A 20307-nucleotide genomic window follows, 5' to 3' on the forward strand; every position below is an offset into this window, starting at 1 on the left:
CAGAATTCTCCTTAAATCCACGCATGGCGTGCAGGTAATTTATGATTTAAGTAATAGTCGCCTAAGGTATGCAGCTTCCATCGCACAGGATCATGTAAGGTGTGTACTCGGGCATTGCGCCAGTGTTGATCAAGGTTATGGGCACTCAAACTTGCACGGCTGCCGCCTAATTCAAGGAGTTTTTCAGAGATCTGTAAGGCTGCATCATTGGCATAGATTTTGGCTTCAGCGACACGAATCGAAGCCAGAGCAGCTTGTTGTTCGCTCACCTGATCAAGCTGATCTAATTCATCGAGGTAATCTGCGGCTTCATCTAAAAGTAGAATCGCAGCATCCAATAAAACGGCAGATTTACCCACTTCCTGTAGGGTGTAAGGCTCAAAACTGGCTTTCTCGACTTGTGCATCTACAATTGGACGGGCTTTTTGTACCGCAGAAAGGGTGTCTGCAAAGGCAGCTTCCGCAATCCCCACATCGATCGCGACTTGCATCAATTGCGAAAAGGCACCGCGATACGTTGGCCCTGCAGAAAGCTTACGTTCATCAAAAATTAATAGGGGATCTACTGCCACATGATTCAGTTTGACAGTGCCACTAGACGTTGTGCGTTGGCCAAAACCATTCCAGTTATCAATCACTTCTACGCCTGTAGCGTGTCGATCAATGATGGTCAGGACAACATGACCTTCAGGGTGAACGGCTTTAATCGCCAACCAATCTGCAAAACTACTGCCGGTCGAATAGAACTTTTCACCATCGACCACATACGTTCCATTTTCAATGCGCAGCGTTGTATTTAAGGTTTTGGTGTCTTTGGTATTGCGCTCTGGGCCACCATTGGCTAAACGTTTTCCCTGTAAAATTTCATTAAAAATAAAGGCTTTTTGTTCATCCGTTCCCATGAGGTCAATCATATACAGCAAGGCAATTTGGTTTTGTGGAATTTGGCCCACGCTAGAATCTGCTTTATTGATAATGCGAAAAACCTGCGCCAGTGTCTTGTTGGACACGTAGGCACCGCCAAATTTTTTGGGAATACGAATGCCGCCTAAACCTTTCTGACTGAATAAGTCGATTTCTGCAAAAGGCAGTAGGCGGTTCTGATCACGTTCATTTCGACCTTCCAAAGCAAAATCTGCAACGTGATACGCTGCATGAATTGCTTCTAAGTCATTTTCAATAACATGAATATTTTCAGAGATTAAATGAGACATAATGACACCTTTAATAGATATCAAAACGCTACTCGTAAATGCGTGATTCTTTAAATGATGGATTATTCTTAACTTAGCAGAATGTCTTTTTAGCATTTAATCTGCATAAAAATTATGCAAATTTGATAAAATAAGTGTTTGATTTAAAACAATAGATGTAGAAATAACAACAAATGAATTTATTAGAAAATAAGGTATTAGCAACTTTGCAGATATTCAACCTTAAAAATAATATATCTAAGACAGTGGGTTAGATACTTCTATTTGAATGAAGTATAGCTTTGTTCAAGGCCTCATTTAACATTGTAGATTCGTCTGAATCGCTCCAAATTATCTCACTTTCTTTGTAGAAGACAAAAGCTTAGTAATATTACGATACCTATAAAGAAAGTAGTGATAGGCTTCATCTAGCTATTGGCTCTAGAGCTTGATGTTTTAACATACATTAAATGGGATGAGTGGAAACCTCAGTCTGAATATCGTTGCCAATGCAGTTAAGAAATTGCTTCGAACAGGAATAAAGGATGAGATTCTAAATTACCAGTTCAATATTTCTTAAATTAATCAGATTCATGCATGTGTAATGGTTTGAAATCAATTGAACGAACGAGGCTGTTTTCACCCCTCAATGATGACTTAAATCTAAGTTGTTTAGGAGGGCTTAATTTTTTGAATCTTTGAATAAGCATGTCGATCAAAACACAATACTTGAAAAGGAGTATACTTCTACTACTAAAGTACAATCACAGTGTGTGATTGTACTCAATCTTCAAACTTCGTTACATAGGCAACTATTTGGTATCAATAGCCCAAATTATTTCCTTATATGTAAGTATTTAAAACTGAATGCTAGCCATAACTTCAAGAATTGAATGAGTAGAATGTAATTAGATTTATACGATTTCAAATGCGTTTTGTTGGGCACCATGTATTTATAGCATACGATTTAAAAGACTTTACTTTATTCTAATTTTTTGACTATTCAACCAAGCCTATATTACCCAGAGGCAAGGTATGAACACAGAACAAACCTCTCCGCAAGAGCGTGTAGGGGCTAAAGTCTACCGATATTTTTTTATCGTACTGACTGCTCTGATCGCACTATATTTAATCATCCAAGGTTCTAAATTATTGAGTCTCGGTGGTTCAAGCTATTATCTCATTGCTGGTGTTGCGTATATCGTCATCGCTGTTTTATATGCAATGAAAAAAGCCGCTGGCTTTTGGTTGTCTATCATCACATTTATTGCAACTGTGATCTGGGCAATTGCTGAAGTGCAAGGTTTTGACTTTTGGCAATATATTCCACGTTTAGTGACCCCAACTGTTTTATTTGTTTTAAGCCTATGGGCAAGTCGTAGTCTGCCTGCACTGAGCCTCACAAAAGTTAAAATAGCCAATCAAGTTGGATTCGTTGGTTTAGCTGCCTGTGTGGTTGCGCTGATTGCCGCATTCTTCCCACATGGCAAAATTTTAAATCCAGTTGATCTCGTACAAGATCCAAGTTTAGCAAAACCAAATGCTGAAAACCCAGACAACTGGGAGTATTTTGGTCGTAATGGTAACGGTACACGTTTCGCTCCATATACTGACATTACCCCTGAAAATGTCAAAGATTTGAAAGTTGCTTGGACCTACCATACGGGTCGTGATTTGAAAGCAGGTGTAGACGAAAATACACCCATTCAAATTGGTAGCACACTGTATTCATGTACACCGACCAATATTATCACTGCCATTGATGGTGATAGTGGTAAAGCACTTTGGAAATATGATCCTAAAGCAAAAACTGCGGAACATATTACCTGTCGTGGTGTAGGCTACTACGATGCAACTAAAGATAAATCACTTACACCTGCCGATTTAGCATCTAACGGCATCAAAGCATGTCCACAACGTATTTTAACCTCTACTGTTGATGGTCGTTTAATTGCCTTGAATGCGAAAACAGGTGCTTTATGCCCTGAGTTTGGTATCAATGGTCAAGTCGATGTTTTACATGACATGGGGCCAACTGAACAAAGTAAACGCTACCACCCAACATCAACTCCTCTCATTGCAGGTCATGTTGCAATTTTAGGTGGCTGGGTCCGTGATATTGTGCACGGCGAGCCTTCTGGTGTCGTACGTGCCTATGATGTTCGTACAGGTAAATTGGCTTGGGCGTGGGATATTGGTAATCCTGAACTTGTTGGTGAGCCTAAAGATGGTAAAGGTTATACCCTTGAAACGCCAAACATGTGGACCATTCCAACCTATGACAAAGACTTAAATCTTGTTTATTTACCTACTGGTAATGGTCCTCCAGATTATTGGGGTGGTGACCGTAGTGGTGCTAAAGAGAAATTTGGTTCGGCTGTCGTTGCTGTCAATGCAACGACTGGTAAAACAGTGTGGTCGTATCAAATTGTGCATCATGACGTATGGGATTATGACTTACCGTCACAACCTGTGCTTTACACCATGACCAATGATCAAGGTGAAAAAGTTCCTGCATTGATTCAAACCACTAAAATGGGACAAATCTTTGTCTTAGACCGTCGTACGGGTAAACCAGTGTCTAAAGTGGTTGAAAAAGCCGTTCCAACCTCTGGTGCTGCTGAAGGTGAAAAACTTTCTCCAACTCAACCATATTCTGTCGATATGCCACAAATTGGGAATGACACTTTACGTGAAAAAGACATGTGGGGGATCTCTACCTTTGACCAATTAAACTGTCGTATTGATTATAAAGATTCTGTGTATCAAGGTCTTTATACCCCGCCGGGTGAAAAACCATATATAGAATGGCCAAGTCTTTTAGGTGGTATGAACTGGGGTGGTATTTCTATCGATGAATCAACAGGTTTGATGTTCGTCAACGATATGCGTATGCCACTTCGTATGTCTCTTGTACGTAAAGAAGACATGGGCAAGTACAAAATCTCAACGGATGAAGTTCCAGGATTCATGGGGACTGTACGTCCACAATTTGCAGGTCCATATGCAGGTGTAAAAATCGACATCATGCAGTCTGCATTGGGTGTACCATGTAACCGCCCTCCGTTCGGAACCATGACAGCGATTGATTTGAAATCTAAAAAAGTCGTTTGGGAAGTGCCAATGGGGACTGCTGAACAACTTGGACCTTTAGGTATTAAATCTCATATGCCAATGCCTCTTGGTATGCCTACTTTAGGTGGTCCAACGTCAACTGCTTCTGGTCTAGTATTCTTTGCAGGTACTCAAGATTACTACTTACGTGCTTTAGACTCTAAAACCGGTAAAGAAGTGTGGAAAGCTGAACTTCCTGTGGCTGCTGTTGCAGCACCATTGATTTATAAGTCACCAAAAACTGGAAAACAATATGTGGTTATTTCTGCAGGTGGTGCAAGCCACTCTAAAGATGTAGGTGATTACATCATTGCCTATGCTTTGCCTGATCAAAAATAATTGACATACAATTTACTAAAAAACCAAAGCTTAGGCTTTGGTTTTTTTGAAAAAATAATGATCAATATCTAAAATTTTAATAAGTAATTAACTACACTAATCATAGTTTTTCACAAATTCTAAAACGTAGATCGCATTCAACTTTTAAAGTCCCTTTTTATGCTTAATTCGTCACCTTAATTATAGGGAGTAAGAGAGTCATGTAATTTATTTGATACACGGTGTTTCATCACATATTATCAAATCAAGGGATGTTATTTTGTCTCGTATATTTAAAGAATAATCCTAATTTTCGAGTAGCTAGTAGTAGGAGGTTTTCAAAAAATGAATAAAATTAGTCATAAAAAAAGCCCCCATCTTTCGATGAGGGCTTTTTGAATTTGGAGCGGGAAAGGAGACTCGAACTCCCGACCCCAACCTTGGCAATAGTCACCGACATAAAATACCTCGAATTACATAAATTGTATTTTAATAAATCCTATATATAACAATTATATAAAGTCTTTATTTTATGTAGTGTAACTTAAAGTAGGGTGAGGTACTTTGGTTTTTGGTCACTAAAATTATTGTGATAATCAACAATAATAACCGACACATACATACTGAATCTAAGGGGGTTTTACTGATTGGTATAATTTGGTGTTGAGGCTATACGATCTGGAATTACGATTTCTATTTTGCCTTTTGGCGTAAGACGTATAAATATAGCCTTTCTACTTTCTTATCTAAAAATTCATCTTTGTTGCACTTCGACTGATAATCTAAGCCGCTAAACTTTTATTCATCATCTTCCGCAAACATTGTTTCAATTTCATCCCACTGCGGAAATTTATACTTCTTTTTATCCACTTCAAATTGCAGGCCTACTGCATTAAGTACACATTCAAATATGCTAAATGAGCCTGTAAAGTGGCCATTTTCTATCTCTGAAATTGTTGTTTTATTGATGTTCGTTTTTTCTGAAAGATTTTTCTGTGTATAGCCCAGAGCTTTTCTTGCCAAACGTATTTCTTTACCTATTTCTTCTCTTGTAGCCATATCAATTTTAACCTTAGAAATTTGTTTGCTATATAGCGAACTTTTTATAAATTATGGCAAATATTCGCTATATAGCAAACTTTTTTATAGTGATTTTTGAATATTATTGAATTAATAAGGTTCGATTTTGCCTTAAATTATTTGAATGGAGCTCATATGTGTATAGTATTTTCAATACTTTTTAGAATTAGGCTAACCTGTCTCTTGATGCAAAATCAATAATTACTTGGACATCTATTCTTGTTTTATCTGGACATTTTTTTCTGCTTTAGGGTTAAATGAAACTACACAAAGATGTGGAACTTTGATTAAAGAACAGGCGTGGAACGTGAAAAATCACAAAAAAGCCGTTCCAGTGCGCTGAACCCTGGAACGGCTTTGACTAAGATATTGATTCTTATAGTAAAATTTCAAGAATTTCGTATAATCTGTATTATGTTAATTTTAGGAAAACTTACAAAATGTATATGTTAAAGATTATTGTTTGGGTGATCCTCATTTTAGTAATCTTATTGGGAATACAATGGATGTTTCATGGCTTTCCAACAGGAAATTAATATTAAGCATTTATAAAAAAATTCATAAATTAGACTTAAGGTAAACATAATAATTAAGGCTTATCTAGATAGCCTAACATCTTAATGTCATGCTTATTACTCTTGAAAGCATCTATGTCTTTAAAGGAATTTTCTGAAATAGCTTCAATACTGGGTGTTATATTACTTGAAGAAATGTAATATAAATTATTAAATTTTTTAATAAAAATTTTTATAGAAGTTTTACTCTGCCTTCTTTTCAAAATTAGCAGCTATTACCATAATTAGGCCTATAAGGATGATAAAAATTCCAATTTTTTTCTTCAATTTACGTTATTCCTATGATCATTAAATTGATTTTGGAATGCTGTTTCTATTAATACACCATTGATAAATTTTTTCATGGGTAGAGCAGGTGGAGAAAATAGTGGCACACCACGAGTTGCAGCAAAACCATCAGTCACAGTGGTAACTAATAAACGAGGCGATGTGGTTACAGTATCGCATGGGAAAATTGATGGTAAGGGAAAATAAAATGAATGAACTTTTAGAATTTGTACAGAACTATTCGAGACCCACAGAAACTCATTACCACTATGCTGAATTTACGAAAAATGTTGAAAATATTTACGATGGTTTTAAAGATAATTTCCCTATAGAAATGCAGGAGCAATTAGGTACTTTAATTTTCGATATGGAAGTAATAAATGGGTTAGCTTTATGCGATTGGGATTTAGCTAACAGACCAACTGAATGGAATGATTGGAATACTGATTATAAAGAAGATGCTGATAATTTAAAGAAACAACTTGTGAGTATCTTAACTGGGGTACAAAAAGAATATATAAGAATTTTAGACTAATTTTCTCTCCATTTAACATAATGGCTGTTATACGAAATTCACCGTTTCGAGCCCCAAATATCAAGTTTATTTCTTGCATAAATGTATCCTATAGGATACATTCTACTTATGTACTCAATATATATCACTGAAGTCTTTGATGACTGGTTCACCAAGTTAAAAGACCAGCAGGCAAAAAGACGCATACAAGTCCGAATTGATCGGGTTGAAGATGGAAACTTTGGAGATACTGAGCCGGTCGGTGAAGGTGTTTCTGAATTACGTTTCTTCTTTGGGCCAGGCTATAGGATTTATTACTGCAAGCAAGGGCAAAGGGTTGTTATTCTTTTAGCAGGCGGAGATAAGTCTACGCAAAGTAAAGATATAAAACTTGCCCTGCAATTGGCACAAGATTTAGAGGAGGAGCTATAAATGGCTATTAAACTTCGCAAATGGGACAGTGCTGAGCATCTTAAAACAGAGAATGATATGCAGGCTTACTTACAAGCATGTATTGAAGAATCTAATGGCGATGCCGCATTCATTGCAAAGGCTTTAGGTAACATTGCAAAAGCTAAAGGAATGGCTCAATTATCACGAGATACAGGCTTAGGCCGAGAAAGTCTTTATAAAGCACTTTCTGGTGATGTTAACCCTAGTTTTGATACTGTGATTAAAGTTGTAAAAGCACTGAATTTACGCTTAGCAATTTAAAAAAAGTTATTAAAAAATGGAGCTTTAGGCTCCATTTTTTAATTTCGTATAAGGTGTATTATGTTAATTTTAGTAGAACTTTAAAAATGAAAAAATTAGAAATTATCTTTTTCGTAATTTTAATTCTAATTATTTTATGGGGCATACAATGGATGTCTCATGGCTTTCCAACAGGAAATTAAAATCATACTTCGCATCAAAATAAATAGTGTTATATTTCAAAAGGTTATGTTATAAAAAATCGGTGGCGAAAACCCAAAAAACCGACTTGTTTCCAAGCCGGGTTTCTACTGATTTTTTAACTTTTTATTTTGCCCACAAAAATAGCACCCAAATAACGAGTTTTATTTGCCATTTGTTGTGCTATTTCTTGCTCAAGACAAATAGGTCAAAATTTTAATCCAGAAATTCGGAAATTTCCTCAGCAGTTGTTCTCGCGGTCCTTGAAACACCCACCAGCGTTGCTGAACCAGGTCCAGTCCATTCACCATATCCTACTAACCATAGGTTGGGTTGTTTTACTGATCTTGTTCCTTCAACCAGTATCGTATTATTTTCCTCTACTATTCCAAGTGGCTTTAAATGGTCTAAAGTCGCTTTAAATCCAGTACACCAAATCACTGCATCAACCTGTTGAAAAGATCCATCTTCCCAAATCACGCCATCTTCTGTAAAAGCCGAAAACGGGCGCTCACTATGTAAAACTCCTCGTGAACGTGCATCTTTGACTGAATCAATCATGACAATATCACCTAGACCGCCAACAGGCTGATCTATTGTGCCGCCTTCTAATTTTGCCTTTAAACGCTCTGTCGCACGTAAAAATAGTATACGGCCATCAACATCATCTGCTAAAAATTGAGGAGGTGTTGGCGTGATCCAAAGAGTGTCTGCCACTTGGGAAACTTCAGCCAAAATTTGTGCTCCGGAATTTCCACCACCGATAATCATGACGTGCTTATCTTTAAACGGTTCTGCATTTTGATAATGGGCGGAGTGTAATTTCAGCCCTTTAAAATTTTCTTGGCCCGGGTAAGATGGGATATAAGGATGACTCCAGGTGCCCGTTGCACTGACTACAGCCTTGGCTTTCCATAACTGTTCACCTGCATGCACACTCAATGCCTCTCCTTCGCTTTTGACGTGATCAACATATATAGGACGAATAATCGGAAAGTGGTAACGCTGCTCATATTGCTGCAAGTATTCAATAACTTCTTTCTTGGTCGGATACGTTTGTTCTGTATTCGGCATAACCCAACCTGGTAAGGAACTCCAGCTATTCGGTGAAAATAGACGCAAAGAATTCCAGGCATGTAACCAGGCTCCACCTGCTTGATTTTGATCATCTAAAATAATGAATGGTATTTTTTTTCGCTTTAAAAAATAAGCCGTAGATAAAGCAGCCTGCCCACCACCGATAATGATCACATCCGTTTCATTCTGTTTATGATTCAAAGCCCTTTCCCCTTTCATTTTTCTTTAATATAAAAAACCAGTTGCCGGAGCAACTGGTTTTTTATATTAAATTTCAATAACTCAATTTACTTATTTTTTTCAATTAACTCAGCTATTGCTGGAGCTTCTAATACTTTACCGCTTGAGACAATTTTATCATTAATGACTAGACCAGGCGTACTCATCAAACCTGTTTCAGCAATCTTAATTATGTCCGTGACATACTCAATTTCAGCTTGTACCCCACTGCTTTTCACTGCTTCTTCTGTCGCTGCTAGTAAAGCCTTACATTTATGACAACCTGTACCCATAACTTTAATCTGCATTTCTAATCTCCTGAGACTGCTTTTTTATATAAAGAACTGACCAACTAAATTTAGACTATATCCAATGATTAAAACACCAACAAAAACAATCGCGACAAAAAGGCTGAGCAATTGTTTCTTCACGACCTGTTTTAACAAAATTAACGATGGCAGAGAAAGCGCTGTCACCGCCATCATAAAGGCCAAAACTGTACCTAAGCCCACACCTTTAGCTACCAATGCTTCTGCGATAGGTAAAGATCCAAATATATCTGCGTACATCGGCATGCCGACCACAGTCGCAACAAGCACTGAATACCAATGGTCTTGCCCTAATAAGGCAGTAATCCACTGCGTTGGAATCCAGTTATGAATCGCAGCACCAATACCGACACCGATCAAGACATAGATCCAAACTTTCCGGAAGATTTCGACCACCTGCTCCCAGGCAAATTCGCGACGCTCTTTCGCGGACATTTTAAAATTTTCATCATCTTGCACCGCATTATTGTGCGTTACAAATTCAGCGACATACCTTTCCATTTTGAAAAAGCTGATGAGTGAACCACCTAGGACTGCCAGAATCAGACCAAGTACCACGTAGATCATGGCAATTTTCCAGTTGAAGATACTCGCGAGTAAAATAATGGAAGCTAAATCGACCAAAGGAGAGGAAATCAAAAAAGAGAATGTTACGCCGACAGGTAAACCGGCCCGAGTAAAACCAATAAAGATAGGAATAGATGAACATGAACAAAATGGGGTAATGGTTCCCAGTAAGGCACCCATGATATTGGCTTTAATCCCTTTCATGCGTCCCAGAATTTGTCGGGTTCGTTCTGGAGGGAAATAGCTCTGGATATACGACAGTGAATAGATCAGGACACTTAAAAGTATAAAAATTTTAATGACATCATAGATAAAAAAATGCACGCTGCCACCGACTTGCGTGGCAATCGATAAACCTAAGATATTTTCAACGAACCAGGCAACTCCATCTGATAGCCATGTCATTTTCAACAGGACGCTATTTAACCATGCAAAGATTGCAATAATACTGTCCATTTAAATCCCCCTAACCTTGGCCGACTAAAAGTGTTTTAGTGAATGAATAGAGCTGTTCGGTACAAGGGATATTTAGTGAATAACGCATCCAGCGTCCATCTTTTCTTCCCTTGACTAGACCTAATTCAGTCAGACACTTCATATGATGGGAGAGCGTAGATTGCGTAATTGATAAATTTTTCAATAGTTCACAGGCACAACATTCACCTGAATGCAGTGTTTGTAAAATTTTAACCCGCGTTTCATCGGTTAAAGCTTTATATAAATTACAGGCCTGAAGATTGTTCAATCTACACTATCCTTAAATGGCTCTAATGTAACCAGTATGTAAATCATATTGATTATTGTCAATGTGACATGGGAAATAAAAAAAACCATTTTTCAGGGCCTTCACAATAAATTATGTTTTTATTTTAAATACTTACCATTTTCCCCAATAATGAATTTTCCATCTTCTTTAAAAAAAGTACCTAACTGTGCCAAAGGAATATCTAAAACCACTTAGGATGGACGATACAAAATATAGGGTTTCTTCACGTACTACTAAATGTCAGATGTCTATGAAACATGATATTTATGGTTCATCTCACAATGTTCAGCATAATCGATTGATTCTAGCTGTACAGTCACATGATTGAGATCAAAATGATGATGCAAAAATTCGGTAATTTCTGCGATCACGGCATCTGACGTGTGCTGAAATAAAAGTGATTTTCTCACTTAAGATTTACACACCACTTATAAGCATGAATATTCAACTAAATAGGATTCTATTTAACATAATAGAGCTTATACGAAATGCTTTTTGAAATATCATTGTTTTTCATATAGTTAAAAATTTTTTCACCCCCCCTGAAAAACAACAAAAAACCGACTTGGAAACAAGTCGGTTTCTTTTCGAGCAATTTTGATACTTCTTGCCAATAAAATTGATCAATATTTAATCAATTTGTCATTTTTCTCTGCGTTATCAAGACAGCGCTGGCTTAAATTATCCCCAATTTCTGCGGACAACTCTTGGGATAAAAATCCACCAATTTTGTACGCTTTGGCTCACACCAATTCCGGCCCTTTGCGCCTATACGATCTGGCTGCAATTTCCTATGATGGATTCATCAGGAACAGGAAGTTCCACACAATAATAAGAACATAGATACGCACAAGGACTGTAAGGTACGACAGGAGTTATACCGAGCGAACCAATACGAAAAAGCCCAACAGGATGTTGGGCTTTTTTATGTCTTGAATCTGGATTTCGTATAAGAGATTTTATGTTAAGTGTATTTTTATATCTATAAAAAACTTTCCATATAAATGATTTATATGAAATATATGTGATAATTTGAGTCTTAAAAGTATCAGAGAAGATAAAGTGGGAAAAAGTCTAAATTTAGCAAATTCAATTTTCGCAGGCTTTAATGATAAAAACGGATTAATGATTTGTGGTTATGAATGGGGTGAAGAATCACAAAGTAAGGGGCAAGAAGTTATAATAGATATGACTAAAGAATGTACCTTTTCTAATAAATCATTGCGATATGGTGATGTTGCTAAGACATGGATTAAATACGATAAAAGAATTAGAACTTGGTTTTCTATGTGGGGGCATCCTCTAAATGAGGAAGGCTTAGGCGATGCTTTCGACAAAATGATTGTACAAACTAATTGGGCTGTAGAATCAAAAAAATCTCGTTCTGCAATTCCTTTATACAAACAAGATGAAAATGTTGATAATTTTATAGCACATATAGAAGAACTTAGACCTAAAGTAATTCTGTTTATGGGAAGTGAGCTTTTAACTAAGGTACTAAAATTTTATAAAGTAAGGGATAAATTCACTCCAATTATGGGCAATGAAATTGAAAAATTGCAAACATTAAGAATGCCTGATTATCATGGCTCATTGGCTTATATCAATAAATTTGAAAACTGCACTGTAGTTGGGTTGCCACATCCTTCTAGTGGTCGTGGAATTACAAATGAGTATATTGAATTCTGTGGATCTGAATTAAATCCTATTATTTCTCAATTTAAAAAAGATCGCGGTATTGCATAAAATTTATGAAAAAAGTCCATCTCATCCAAGCAGATATAACAGCTTTTGCTGTACATGCCATCGTTAACTCAGCAAATAAATCTTTGCTTGGTGGTGGGGGACTTGATTATGTGATTCATAAAAAAGCTGGACCATTGATGAAAGAAGAATGTGTTCGTCTAAATCAAGAAAAAGGTGGATGCCCTACAGGTCAAGCAGAAGTAACAACAGCAGGTAATCTGCCTGCTAAATACCTTATTCATGCGGTTGGACCACGATGGTTAGATGGCGAACACAATGAGCCACAATTGCTTTGTGATGCTTATAGTAATGCACTATTCAAAGCTAATGAAATTCATGCACTCACTGTTTCTTTTCCATGTATTAGTACAGGTGTTTATGGTTTTCCACCTCAAAAGGCTGCTGAAATTGCGATTGGCACCATACTCTCTATGTTGCCTCAATATGATCATGTTGCAGAAGTATTTTTTATCTGCCGAGAGGATGAAAATTATTTAATTTATAAGAATCTTTTATCGAATATCGATGATCCAAATATTCAGATTCTGATTTCTTAGTTTAAATTATCGAAAGCTCGTATAAGAATTCAGCCACAATTTTGGCTAATAATTCATGTTCTTCTTGTGATTCAACAATATCGACCATCAAATCATCTAAACCTGTTTGTTCCTGAATGGTAACACCTTGAATTTCGAGATAAGTCAGCATTACAGCTAAACCAGTTCTTTTATTACCATCAACAAAAGCATGACCTTTTGAGATAGCTATACCAAACCATGCTGCGATCTCAAAAATGTCGCTTACATTACTGTAATACATTTGCTGATCTATACGGCTTAATACGCTTTCTAGCTTTTCAATATGACAGCCTATTCGCCCTACGCCAGTTTGTAATAGGATCTCATCATGCACAGCAATGACGAATGTTGAGCTAATCAAACTCATTTATAAGCAAGCTCTTGGATTTCAGCTTTATGCTGATTAATGACTCGTTTTGCACTATGCATCACAACACGTTTAGTCGCTTCGTCATTGCTAAATTGGATTGGTAATACTTGACCCGAAACCTTTTCACGATTTGAAATTTGATCAAGGCTATAGTCTTTTAAACGCTTTCTCATCTTCATACCCCTATTAAAAGAGAATTTCATTTTAGCCTAAATTAAACAATTAAGTACGATAGTGAGGATCTTTTCTTGGAATAGCATTTTCTGAATCTATATCAAAGAAATCATAAATTTTAGTGGCTGTTACTGTGTTAAATAATTTTTTGTCCATATACACGATTGCTTTTCCTTTATTTGTGTCGAAAATTACCCTACCCCTTGGAATCTGTTCATATTCATAATGACGTAGTTCTGGGTATACACTTTGCATATTTTTCCAATAATCGACATGTGTATATGGACTATCAATTAAGCCTATTGAATCTGCATCATTTAAATTGAATGGATGAGCTATGCCGATAACTTGCTTTTGCAAAAACCAAAAGATTCCTATTTTCATTTTTCATCAACTGATTAATTTCCCTAAAATTAACATAATACACGTTATACGAATCTAAAAATGGGAGCCTTAAGCTCCCATTTTTTAAGTAATTTTTTAAATAAGACTTGGATGAGCATCTAAAATTCGAATCAATGTAGCTGCTGGTCCAGTTGGATAGCGTCGTCCCTGTTCCCAATTTTGCAGGGTACGAGGACTAATATGCAGACGTGCAGCAAACTCATTTTGGCTCAAGCCTGTTTTTTCACGTACTTCTTTAATATCTGGTAGTTCGAGTTCTGTAACTCGACTTGCTTTAACTTCTTTACGTTTGATAGCTCCAGCTTCTTTGATTGAAGCAACCAAGTCATCAAATAAGTTGTTATCCATGAAATTGCTCCTTCACGAGTTGGCGCAGAATGGCTGTTTCCTTATCTGTTAAATTATCTTTCACTGATTTTGGATAAGCCACTAAGAAAAATATCTGATCATCCTCGGTGACCCAATAATAAATCACCCGAATGCCACCACTTTTTCCTTTGTTACCTTGAGCACAACGTACTTTGCGAATACCACCGCCATTCTTGATTAGATCACCTCTATCAGGCTGTACCAAAAGATCTTCCTGAAGTTGACGATATTCCTCATCAGATACAAGGTCTTTAATTTGCTTGGTAAAGATGCTGGTTTCAATAAATAACATGGACTCTTTGTACGTCAATGGCGTACTTGTATTTTAGCAGTTTCCATAACAAAAAACGAGAGTTGTCCGCTCTCATTCCGAATAATGCCCATCATGCTAAATAAAAGGATATTCAGAAAAATATAGATGTAAAATTATGGCCAAGAAAAGTTATTTGAGTTGTTATATGAGCGTTACTGTTACTCAGCAAAAAGATATTGATAAGGTTTTGAAGAAATACCCTGATTGCTGTTCAATCTGTAAAGATCATTTTGATGATGAAGATTTGACATATACAGTTTTTGGATATGACAAAAATCAACGTATGCAAATCGTTTCAGGTTGTTGTATTGATGAGATATCAGACGTAGTGCTTCTAGGCTTATGTGGTTGTTATGACCCAAATGACATACAGAATTTAATGAAAGAGCATCCTCTAGTAGGTTAATTCTTTAAGGTGAGCTTGAAGACTTTCTAAAATTAACATAATGGGCGTTATTCGGTTATTTATTGCTGATCTAAAATTTGTAAAAGAGAGTCTGGCTTAATTTAGACAGCTCTTTACTATATTTATTGAAGGTTTTTTATGAAGCACTTAGGATTTGTAGGAAAAAGTACTGAATATTTAGGGTATACCCATGTTGAAATTATCAATAGCTCATTACGCTTATCTTTCAATATTCCATCAACAAAAGATCTAGAAGAAACCTTTAAAAAGATGGTCGAAAATAACTATGATTTACTCATGGAAACATCAGCAGAAATCGAGTTCGAATTAGAAAGTGAAACGCTAGCAAAGATAGAAACCATCATAAAAGAAAAAGGGATTGAACTTGATGAGTTTGTTCAAAATGCGCTGATTAAACTTATCAACCAAAATGAATTGGCTAAGACTGATTAGATCTTAAATGCAGGCAATAAAAAAGCCCGACATCCTGTCGGGCTTTTTCGTATTGGTTCGCTTGGCTTGACTCCTGTCGTGCCGCCGATCCTTGTGCGATTATTTATTTTTATTCTGCGGAACGTCCTGTTCTCTTATGACTTCATGATATTGAATACAAGGGATTGTGAATATCCGCAAAACCCCTAAATTCATGTGCGCTCAGGCGTACACAATTGGTGGATTTTTATCCCGAGAGTTGTCCGCAGAAATTGGGGATTATTTCTGAACTGTGACCCTTAAGAAATCAAGAAAAAACGCAAAAATGAATATTTTTTGATCAATTTTATTGGCTAAAAGTTACAGTTTTGCTTAAAAAGAAACCGACTTGTTTCCAAGTCGGTTTTTTGTTGTTTTTTAGGGGGATGAAAATTTTTTAACTTTATGAAAAACAAGGATATTTTAAAAAGCTTTGTTATTCCTAAGTAGAAATGTCCTACCTAATAACCAAATAGAAATGTCCTATACAGACACTTCCAAGTCAAGCACAGGATTCAGATTTCGTTCTTTGATTACTGTTTTCTGTGCACGTCTGCTCGGCATCTTTTGAGAACGATTGCGTTTGTTTTGCTGTTCTAATTCTTCGTGCTGTTGTTGAATATGATTGAGAACAGCACCTAAACGTTTATTCTCAACAACCTCTCGCTGGTTGAGCTGACTTAATTTATCGAAGATGCTGTAATTGATTTTTCTTCCTTGATGTTCAATGGCTACCGTGCCATCCGGGTATTCCAGAAACTCAAGATACTTGCCGATCAACCTTTTATTTTCTTCGGTATTTTCCAGTAAATATACGCATTTATCATAAGTAATCGTCAGGCTGTTCGTGACTCTGCGGGGTTCACGCCAGGTAAAAACATCATCTAACTCTTCGGCTGTTTCAGTGACAGTCTGGTGTAGATCCTTGGGATTAAAGGCCATATTGGCAAATTTACGATTAAATTGCTCGATAAAGCAGGGCAGCCAGGCATTCGCTTGCTCAATCGAACAGATGCCTTCCAGGCGCATTTCTTTAATCAGACGGTCCTGAAGCGTTCTATTCGCCCGTTCTACACGGCCTTTGGCTTGTGGTGAATTGGCGAAGATGATATCGATATTGAGGGTACTGAGTACGCGTCCAAACTGGGTAATCTTGGTGTCTTTCTTGCTGCTTTGATTCACCCTGAAGACTGAATGTTTATCACTGTAAAACGCCAACGGCTTACCATGCTGCTCAACATACAAACGTGTTGAAATCATATAGTCAAATGCTGATTCCGACTCACAGAAGCGTAAATGCTGTAATTTTCCTGTGGCATCATCGATAAATACCAGCAGACAGCACTTAGCAGCGCGTCCTTCAAACCAGTCATGATGTGAGCCATCGATTTGAATCAGTTCACCATAACAATCTCGGTTATAACGAGGCTGATACGGGCGTTTCAGGCGCTTGGCGCGAGGAATCCACAGATCGGCTGCAATCATCCAGGAACGCAGTGTTTCCACTGAAATATCGAATCCATGAACAGTGGTGAGCTTTTCATGCGCTAAAGTGGGTCCAAAACCATGCAGTTGATCCGAAACAATATTGAGGCACTTGAGTCTGAGCTCTTCAGGAAGCCTGGAATTGCTGATTTGGCCACGTGCAGCATGTGCTAATGCAGCTGGGCCTTGAGCTTTGTATTTCTGCAATAAACGTCTGATCTGACGTTCTGAAATATGAAGTAGCTGAGCAGCTTGGGACTGGGTTATGCGTTGATCACAGATTTCTTGCAAGACCGACAATCGTTTAAGTTCTTTATCCGACATAGACACCAACATATCAAACCGTCCGCTAAGAAAATTGCAAAAGTGCATATTCTAAAAGCGGACATTTTTACTTTGGAGAAACCGGACATTTCTACTTGGGGCTTACAAAGCTTGTTTCGTATAAGCTCTATTATGTTAATTTTAGGAAATCTTTAAAGTATTTAAAAAATATATGAACTTAATTTCAGCAACATTATTAAATGAACACCCTATCAAAGGATGTATTCAGGATGGAAGTGGAAACACTAAACCATTTCCTATTTTTGCTATTGATGGGCTTCCATTAAATATATGGATAAGTAAAAACACTAGTTTTAAAGATGCAAAATCTTCCGTTCCAGCACAGGGTTGGCTATATGACTTTGAAAATAGCGTTCCTTTGAGTAATGCATGGAAACTATTAAAACCCGAAACTTCTGAATATGGTGCAGTATCAACTGTCATACCAATTTTAATTTGTCCTGATGATTTAGATCTTGTCTGTAATGTAATTATGATTGAACAGATCGTGACTGAATCAGAGGTTCAATGGATTCGATTTGGGGTAGCATGGGACAATATGCATGACCTTGTAACATCCGTAGTTTGGGAAAAACCTTTTTCATCTCCTGTTTTAACATTTAAATTAAATAATTTTGAAGAAGCATACAATAATTTGAAAAGTTTAGATAAAGCTTGGAATGAGGGGATTTAACATAATGGCTGTTATACGAAATTAATGGATGTTCGTATAGATTACTTGCATATTGTATTCGATCGAATACAATATGGTGAGAAGAGAAGGAATACTCATGATTGAAATTAAACGTCTGCCAGAATTTGATGAATGGTTAGATGGCATTAAAGACAATATGACTCGTATCCGCCTGAATCGTCGATTAGATAAGGTTCAACGTGGAAATTGGGGAGATATTAAACCTCTCCAGGATGGCGTTTGGGAAATGAGAGAATTCTTCGGTTCCGGATGGAGGATGTATTACATCCAACATGGTGACGTAGTGATTGTAATGCTTGGTGGAGGAGATAAATCAACTCAACAACAAGACATCGATCGTGCAGTCAAATTATCGAAAACATTGGAGGATTAAAATGGTTAAAGTCGCTGATTTACCAAGTTTTGATATGGCTGAGTCACTCAAAACTGAAGAAGACATTGTGATGTATCTCAACATAGTTCTTGAAGAAAATGATCCAGCTGAATTAGCTCATGCCCTTGGCGTAATTGCTAAAGCTCGTGGCATGACTCAAATCGCTAAAGAAGCAGGGATTGGACGTGAAGCACTTTACAAAGCCCTACGTCAGGATTCAGCACCACGTTTTGATACGATTAATCGTGTAGTGAATGCTTTAGGCTTAAAACTCACAGTACAACACGCCTAAAATATTAAAAAATATAATAAAAATGGGAGATTAAAGCTCCCATTTTTTTATTTCGTATAAGGTGTATTATGTTAATTTTAGGAAATCTTTAGAACCACTGAAAATAATCAACTTAATTACGAATGACTTTATATTGTTTTCTATGTGAAGTACCTTTTGTAATTATTCTTTTAATGATAAATTAAAATTAAGCATTTACACAAAATTTAGAACAGTCTCAAAACTTTATTTTCAACTATTCTATATATATATCAAAGCTATAGAATTCTTTAGGTAAGCTTGTATCATCTAGGGTATTTTTTGCTACTACCTGATACTTTAAAGTTCCGTCACTCAGTTGATATTCCGCTAGTTGATTTGAGTAACTAAGCTTTTCTTTTTTCAATAGTTTTAATTTTAATTCATTTAATACATTTATATCTGAATTTTTCAAAATAAAGCTTACTGGTCCACCAGAGGATAAAGAAATATAAGTTAATTTATTATTATCTTTTTTATATTTCAAATAAACTTCCGTTTGAGATAAATTAGGAATATTAATATAATGATAAGACATATAAGGATCGCTAAAATCCTTGCTATACATTTTTTCTTTTTTTCCTAAAACAGGATCAATATCCTGAAAATTATTTTCTTTTGCTTTTTTTATAACATACTCAGATATTTTCAAAAAATCATTTTCTGATATCCAATCTCTTAGAGATCCAAAATATTCTTTATCATATTCATCATTTGTCATAACAAGTTTCTCAATTTTAGGAATAATATTTATCTTCTGATGGTTCTCAGCAGGATTATCTTTTTCATGACAACCCATTAGTGCAAAAACACATAATATCAATAAAGCATGTTTAGTTACCATTTTATATAATCCAAATCATTCATTGCAGGAACATACTCTTTAATTAATTTTTTAGGATCTTCTTTCGTATATTTACTTGGATCTGTTGGAAATACTTTATATGGTGTTCCTGCTTTTTTAAAGTCATCAAAAAGCCAGTAAGGAGTAACTGCTCTAATATATACATAATACGTTCCCGTTTTCCCTTTCCCTATTGGTAATTCAGGTATATAAGGTCTTAATATTTCAAGCATTGTTTCTGCACATGGGCTTTGTTGCACAAACCTATCTGTAAAGGCTTTTTCAGCGATATAATTTTCAAATGAAGAAGCCTATACACAAAATCTATCGCACAACCAATTGGCCCGCATATAACCGAGCACTCATGAGTCGCGGAAATATTGCCATTTGGTTTGATCCTGCTACGCAATGGTATGCTCCATCAAAAGGCAAACAAGGGCGAAATCAAACCTACTCCGACGCAGCTATCCAATGCTGCTTAATGATTAAATCCTTATTCCGTCTATCTTTA

26 protein-coding genes are annotated in these 20307 nt (G+C 36.5%); 12 read left to right on the forward strand and 14 right to left on the reverse strand.

From position 1 onward, the window contains the following. Window positions 1–11 precede the first annotated feature (11 nt). Window positions 12–1238 (reverse strand): SfnB family sulfur acquisition oxidoreductase, encoded by a 1227-nt coding sequence (locus FTU05_RS11925; protein ID WP_216076653.1) that lies wholly within the window; start codon window positions 1236–1238, stop codon window positions 12–14. Between the two features lie 990 nt (window positions 1239–2228). Between FTU05_RS11925 and FTU05_RS11930 the strand changes: the two genes are divergently transcribed. Continuing rightward, the gene (locus tag FTU05_RS11930) at window positions 2229–4646 is read left to right on the forward strand and encodes a membrane-bound PQQ-dependent dehydrogenase, glucose/quinate/shikimate family (protein ID WP_168378843.1); all 2418 of its coding nucleotides are present in this window, start codon (window positions 2229–2231) and stop codon (window positions 4644–4646) included. Between the two features lie 777 nt (window positions 4647–5423). On the opposite strand, the gene FTU05_RS11935 is transcribed toward FTU05_RS11930, so the two are convergent. After that, window positions 5424–5684 (reverse strand): helix-turn-helix domain-containing protein, encoded by a 261-nt coding sequence (locus FTU05_RS11935; RefSeq protein WP_180024772.1) that lies wholly within the window; start codon window positions 5682–5684, stop codon window positions 5424–5426. A 1071-nt stretch (window positions 5685–6755) separates the two neighbouring features. Here FTU05_RS11935 and FTU05_RS11940 point away from each other — a divergent pair. The 3 genes from FTU05_RS11940 (at window position 6756) to FTU05_RS11950 (ending at window position 7775) form a co-directional block, all read left to right on the forward strand. Further along, entirely contained in the window at window positions 6756–7082 is a 327-nt protein-coding gene (locus FTU05_RS11940; RefSeq protein ID WP_180022336.1) for a hypothetical protein, read from the forward strand. A gap of 108 nt (window positions 7083–7190) precedes the next feature. Beyond that, window positions 7191–7493, forward strand: coding sequence for a type II toxin-antitoxin system RelE/ParE family toxin (locus FTU05_RS11945; RefSeq protein ID WP_180165446.1), 303 nt, complete (start codon window positions 7191–7193; stop codon window positions 7491–7493). Then, entirely contained in the window at window positions 7494–7775 is a 282-nt protein-coding gene (locus FTU05_RS11950) for an addiction module antidote protein (RefSeq protein ID WP_180136112.1), read from the forward strand. A gap of 396 nt (window positions 7776–8171) precedes the next feature. Here the strand turns inward: FTU05_RS11950 and FTU05_RS11955 are convergent, their stop codons facing one another. The 4 genes from FTU05_RS11955 to FTU05_RS11970 all read right to left on the reverse strand — a co-directional run bounded on the left by FTU05_RS11955 (window position 8172) and on the right by FTU05_RS11970 (window position 10892). Then, complete coding sequence (locus FTU05_RS11955) at window positions 8172–9233, reverse strand: ArsO family NAD(P)H-dependent flavin-containing monooxygenase (RefSeq protein WP_020846547.1); 1062 nt, start codon at window positions 9231–9233, stop codon at window positions 8172–8174. Between the two features lie 86 nt (window positions 9234–9319). After that, window positions 9320–9559 carry a thioredoxin family protein gene (locus FTU05_RS11960; protein WP_004871187.1) on the reverse strand — a complete coding sequence of 80 codons (240 nt, stop codon included), beginning with the start codon at window positions 9557–9559 and terminating at the stop codon, window positions 9320–9322. A gap of 24 nt (window positions 9560–9583) precedes the next feature. Then, window positions 9584–10603 (reverse strand): permease, encoded by a 1020-nt coding sequence (locus tag FTU05_RS11965; RefSeq protein WP_180056120.1) that lies wholly within the window; start codon window positions 10601–10603, stop codon window positions 9584–9586. A gap of 10 nt (window positions 10604–10613) precedes the next feature. Continuing rightward, the gene (locus tag FTU05_RS11970) at window positions 10614–10892 is read right to left on the reverse strand and encodes a metalloregulator ArsR/SmtB family transcription factor (RefSeq protein ID WP_004871185.1); all 279 of its coding nucleotides are present in this window, start codon (window positions 10890–10892) and stop codon (window positions 10614–10616) included. A 1083-nt stretch (window positions 10893–11975) separates the two neighbouring features. Here FTU05_RS11970 and FTU05_RS11975 point away from each other — a divergent pair. After that, entirely contained in the window at window positions 11976–12659 is a 684-nt protein-coding gene (locus FTU05_RS11975) for a hypothetical protein (RefSeq protein ID WP_180165450.1), read from the forward strand. A 5-nt stretch (window positions 12660–12664) separates the two neighbouring features. Then, complete coding sequence (locus FTU05_RS11980) at window positions 12665–13216, forward strand: macro domain-containing protein (protein ID WP_000755487.1); 552 nt, start codon at window positions 12665–12667, stop codon at window positions 13214–13216. 1 nt (window position 13217) lies between these two features. Here FTU05_RS11980 and FTU05_RS11985 read toward each other — a convergent pair whose 3' ends face one another. From FTU05_RS11985 to FTU05_RS12005, 5 genes are all read right to left on the reverse strand, one after another. Then, the gene (locus tag FTU05_RS11985; protein ID WP_000053135.1) at window positions 13218–13604 is read right to left on the reverse strand and encodes a type II toxin-antitoxin system death-on-curing family toxin; all 387 of its coding nucleotides are present in this window, start codon (window positions 13602–13604) and stop codon (window positions 13218–13220) included. Further along, entirely contained in the window at window positions 13601–13780 is a 180-nt protein-coding gene (locus FTU05_RS11990) for a hypothetical protein (protein ID WP_001231652.1), read from the reverse strand. The genes FTU05_RS11985 and FTU05_RS11990 overlap by 4 nt, the downstream gene beginning before the upstream one ends. Window positions 13781–13829: 49 nt before the next feature. Continuing rightward, window positions 13830–14165, reverse strand: a complete 336-nt coding sequence (locus FTU05_RS11995) for a hypothetical protein (RefSeq protein ID WP_179997550.1) — start codon at window positions 14163–14165, stop codon at window positions 13830–13832. 96 nt (window positions 14166–14261) lie between these two features. Further along, window positions 14262–14534 carry a NadS family protein gene (nadS, locus tag FTU05_RS12000; protein ID WP_000369781.1) on the reverse strand — a complete coding sequence of 91 codons (273 nt, stop codon included), beginning with the start codon at window positions 14532–14534 and terminating at the stop codon, window positions 14262–14264. Beyond that, window positions 14527–14847 carry a type II toxin-antitoxin system RelE/ParE family toxin gene (locus FTU05_RS12005; RefSeq protein WP_058971762.1) on the reverse strand — a complete coding sequence of 107 codons (321 nt, stop codon included), beginning with the start codon at window positions 14845–14847 and terminating at the stop codon, window positions 14527–14529. The genes nadS and FTU05_RS12005 overlap by 8 nt, the downstream gene beginning before the upstream one ends. A 166-nt stretch (window positions 14848–15013) precedes the next feature. Between FTU05_RS12005 and FTU05_RS12010 the strand changes: the two genes are divergently transcribed. Both FTU05_RS12010 and FTU05_RS12015 read left to right on the forward strand, forming a co-directional pair. Then, the gene (locus tag FTU05_RS12010) at window positions 15014–15274 is read left to right on the forward strand and encodes a hypothetical protein (RefSeq protein ID WP_068976015.1); all 261 of its coding nucleotides are present in this window, start codon (window positions 15014–15016) and stop codon (window positions 15272–15274) included. Window positions 15275–15412: 138 nt separating this feature from the next. Continuing rightward, entirely contained in the window at window positions 15413–15727 is a 315-nt protein-coding gene (locus FTU05_RS12015) for a hypothetical protein (protein WP_058971764.1), read from the forward strand. A gap of 501 nt (window positions 15728–16228) precedes the next feature. On the opposite strand, the gene FTU05_RS12020 is transcribed toward FTU05_RS12015, so the two are convergent. Next, entirely contained in the window at window positions 16229–17554 is a 1326-nt protein-coding gene (locus tag FTU05_RS12020; RefSeq protein WP_180165452.1) for an ISNCY family transposase, read from the reverse strand. A 172-nt stretch (window positions 17555–17726) separates the two neighbouring features. On the opposite strand from FTU05_RS12020, the gene FTU05_RS12025 reads away from it, so the two are divergent. The 3 genes from FTU05_RS12025 to FTU05_RS12035 all read left to right on the forward strand — a co-directional run bounded on the left by FTU05_RS12025 (window position 17727) and on the right by FTU05_RS12035 (window position 18934). Further along, window positions 17727–18248 carry a hypothetical protein gene (locus FTU05_RS12025; RefSeq protein WP_180105732.1) on the forward strand — a complete coding sequence of 174 codons (522 nt, stop codon included), beginning with the start codon at window positions 17727–17729 and terminating at the stop codon, window positions 18246–18248. Between the two features lie 97 nt (window positions 18249–18345). Beyond that, window positions 18346–18642, forward strand: coding sequence for a type II toxin-antitoxin system RelE/ParE family toxin (locus FTU05_RS12030; RefSeq protein ID WP_004647749.1), 297 nt, complete (start codon window positions 18346–18348; stop codon window positions 18640–18642). 1 nt (window position 18643) lies between these two features. Beyond that, window positions 18644–18934 (forward strand): addiction module antidote protein, encoded by a 291-nt coding sequence (locus FTU05_RS12035; protein ID WP_070155664.1) that lies wholly within the window; start codon window positions 18644–18646, stop codon window positions 18932–18934. A 235-nt stretch (window positions 18935–19169) separates the two neighbouring features. Here the strand turns inward: FTU05_RS12035 and FTU05_RS12040 are convergent, their stop codons facing one another. Together FTU05_RS12040 and FTU05_RS12045 are read right to left on the reverse strand one after the other, a co-directional pair. After that, window positions 19170–19796: a hypothetical protein gene (locus FTU05_RS12040; RefSeq protein ID WP_180112650.1), complete on the reverse strand. Its 627-nt coding sequence runs from the start codon at window positions 19794–19796 to the stop codon at window positions 19170–19172. Next, the gene (locus FTU05_RS12045) at window positions 19790–20056 is read right to left on the reverse strand and encodes a hypothetical protein (protein ID WP_180036251.1); all 267 of its coding nucleotides are present in this window, start codon (window positions 20054–20056) and stop codon (window positions 19790–19792) included. The genes FTU05_RS12040 and FTU05_RS12045 overlap by 7 nt, the downstream gene beginning before the upstream one ends. 41 nt (window positions 20057–20097) lie before the next feature. Here FTU05_RS12045 and FTU05_RS12050 point away from each other — a divergent pair. Further along, window positions 20098–20307, forward strand: a 210-nt coding sequence (locus FTU05_RS12050) for a transposase (protein WP_180165448.1), incomplete at its 3' end; no start/stop codon positions are given.

The sequence above is a fragment of the Acinetobacter sp. YH12049 genome (genome assembly GCF_013419875.1).
Lineage (GTDB): Bacteria > Pseudomonadota > Gammaproteobacteria > Pseudomonadales > Moraxellaceae > Acinetobacter > Acinetobacter amyesii.

Excerpts from the sequence above, each read along its gene's own strand:
- FTU05_RS11930 (WP_168378843.1), top strand. The coding sequence starts at position 2,229 with ATGAACACAGAACAAACCTCTCCGCAAGAGCGTGTAGGGGCTAAAGTC.
- FTU05_RS11935 (WP_180024772.1), bottom strand. The coding sequence starts at position 5,684 with ATGGCTACAAGAGAAGAAATAGGTAAAGAAATACGTTTGGCAAGAAAA.
- FTU05_RS11940 (WP_180022336.1), top strand. The coding sequence starts at position 6,756 with ATGAATGAACTTTTAGAATTTGTACAGAACTATTCGAGACCCACAGAA.
- FTU05_RS11945 (WP_180165446.1), top strand. The coding sequence starts at position 7,191 with ATGTACTCAATATATATCACTGAAGTCTTTGATGACTGGTTCACCAAG.
- FTU05_RS11950 (WP_180136112.1), top strand. The coding sequence starts at position 7,494 with ATGGCTATTAAACTTCGCAAATGGGACAGTGCTGAGCATCTTAAAACA.
- FTU05_RS11960 (WP_004871187.1), bottom strand. The coding sequence starts at position 9,559 with ATGCAGATTAAAGTTATGGGTACAGGTTGTCATAAATGTAAGGCTTTA.
- FTU05_RS11965 (WP_180056120.1), bottom strand. The coding sequence starts at position 10,603 with ATGGACAGTATTATTGCAATCTTTGCATGGTTAAATAGCGTCCTGTTG.
- FTU05_RS11980 (WP_000755487.1), top strand. The coding sequence starts at position 12,665 with ATGAAAAAAGTCCATCTCATCCAAGCAGATATAACAGCTTTTGCTGTA.
- FTU05_RS11985 (WP_000053135.1), bottom strand. The coding sequence starts at position 13,604 with ATGAGTTTGATTAGCTCAACATTCGTCATTGCTGTGCATGATGAGATC.
- FTU05_RS11990 (WP_001231652.1), bottom strand. The coding sequence starts at position 13,780 with ATGAGAAAGCGTTTAAAAGACTATAGCCTTGATCAAATTTCAAATCGT.
- FTU05_RS11995 (WP_179997550.1), bottom strand. The coding sequence starts at position 14,165 with ATGAAAATAGGAATCTTTTGGTTTTTGCAAAAGCAAGTTATCGGCATA.
- nadS (WP_000369781.1), bottom strand. The coding sequence starts at position 14,534 with ATGGATAACAACTTATTTGATGACTTGGTTGCTTCAATCAAAGAAGCT.
- FTU05_RS12005 (WP_058971762.1), bottom strand. The coding sequence starts at position 14,847 with ATGTTATTTATTGAAACCAGCATCTTTACCAAGCAAATTAAAGACCTT.
- FTU05_RS12010 (WP_068976015.1), top strand. The coding sequence starts at position 15,014 with ATGAGCGTTACTGTTACTCAGCAAAAAGATATTGATAAGGTTTTGAAG.
- FTU05_RS12015 (WP_058971764.1), top strand. The coding sequence starts at position 15,413 with ATGAAGCACTTAGGATTTGTAGGAAAAAGTACTGAATATTTAGGGTAT.
- FTU05_RS12020 (WP_180165452.1), bottom strand. The coding sequence starts at position 17,554 with ATGTCGGATAAAGAACTTAAACGATTGTCGGTCTTGCAAGAAATCTGT.
- FTU05_RS12025 (WP_180105732.1), top strand. The coding sequence starts at position 17,727 with ATGAACTTAATTTCAGCAACATTATTAAATGAACACCCTATCAAAGGA.
- FTU05_RS12030 (WP_004647749.1), top strand. The coding sequence starts at position 18,346 with ATGATTGAAATTAAACGTCTGCCAGAATTTGATGAATGGTTAGATGGC.
- FTU05_RS12035 (WP_070155664.1), top strand. The coding sequence starts at position 18,644 with ATGGTTAAAGTCGCTGATTTACCAAGTTTTGATATGGCTGAGTCACTC.
- FTU05_RS12040 (WP_180112650.1), bottom strand. The coding sequence starts at position 19,796 with ATGGTAACTAAACATGCTTTATTGATATTATGTGTTTTTGCACTAATG.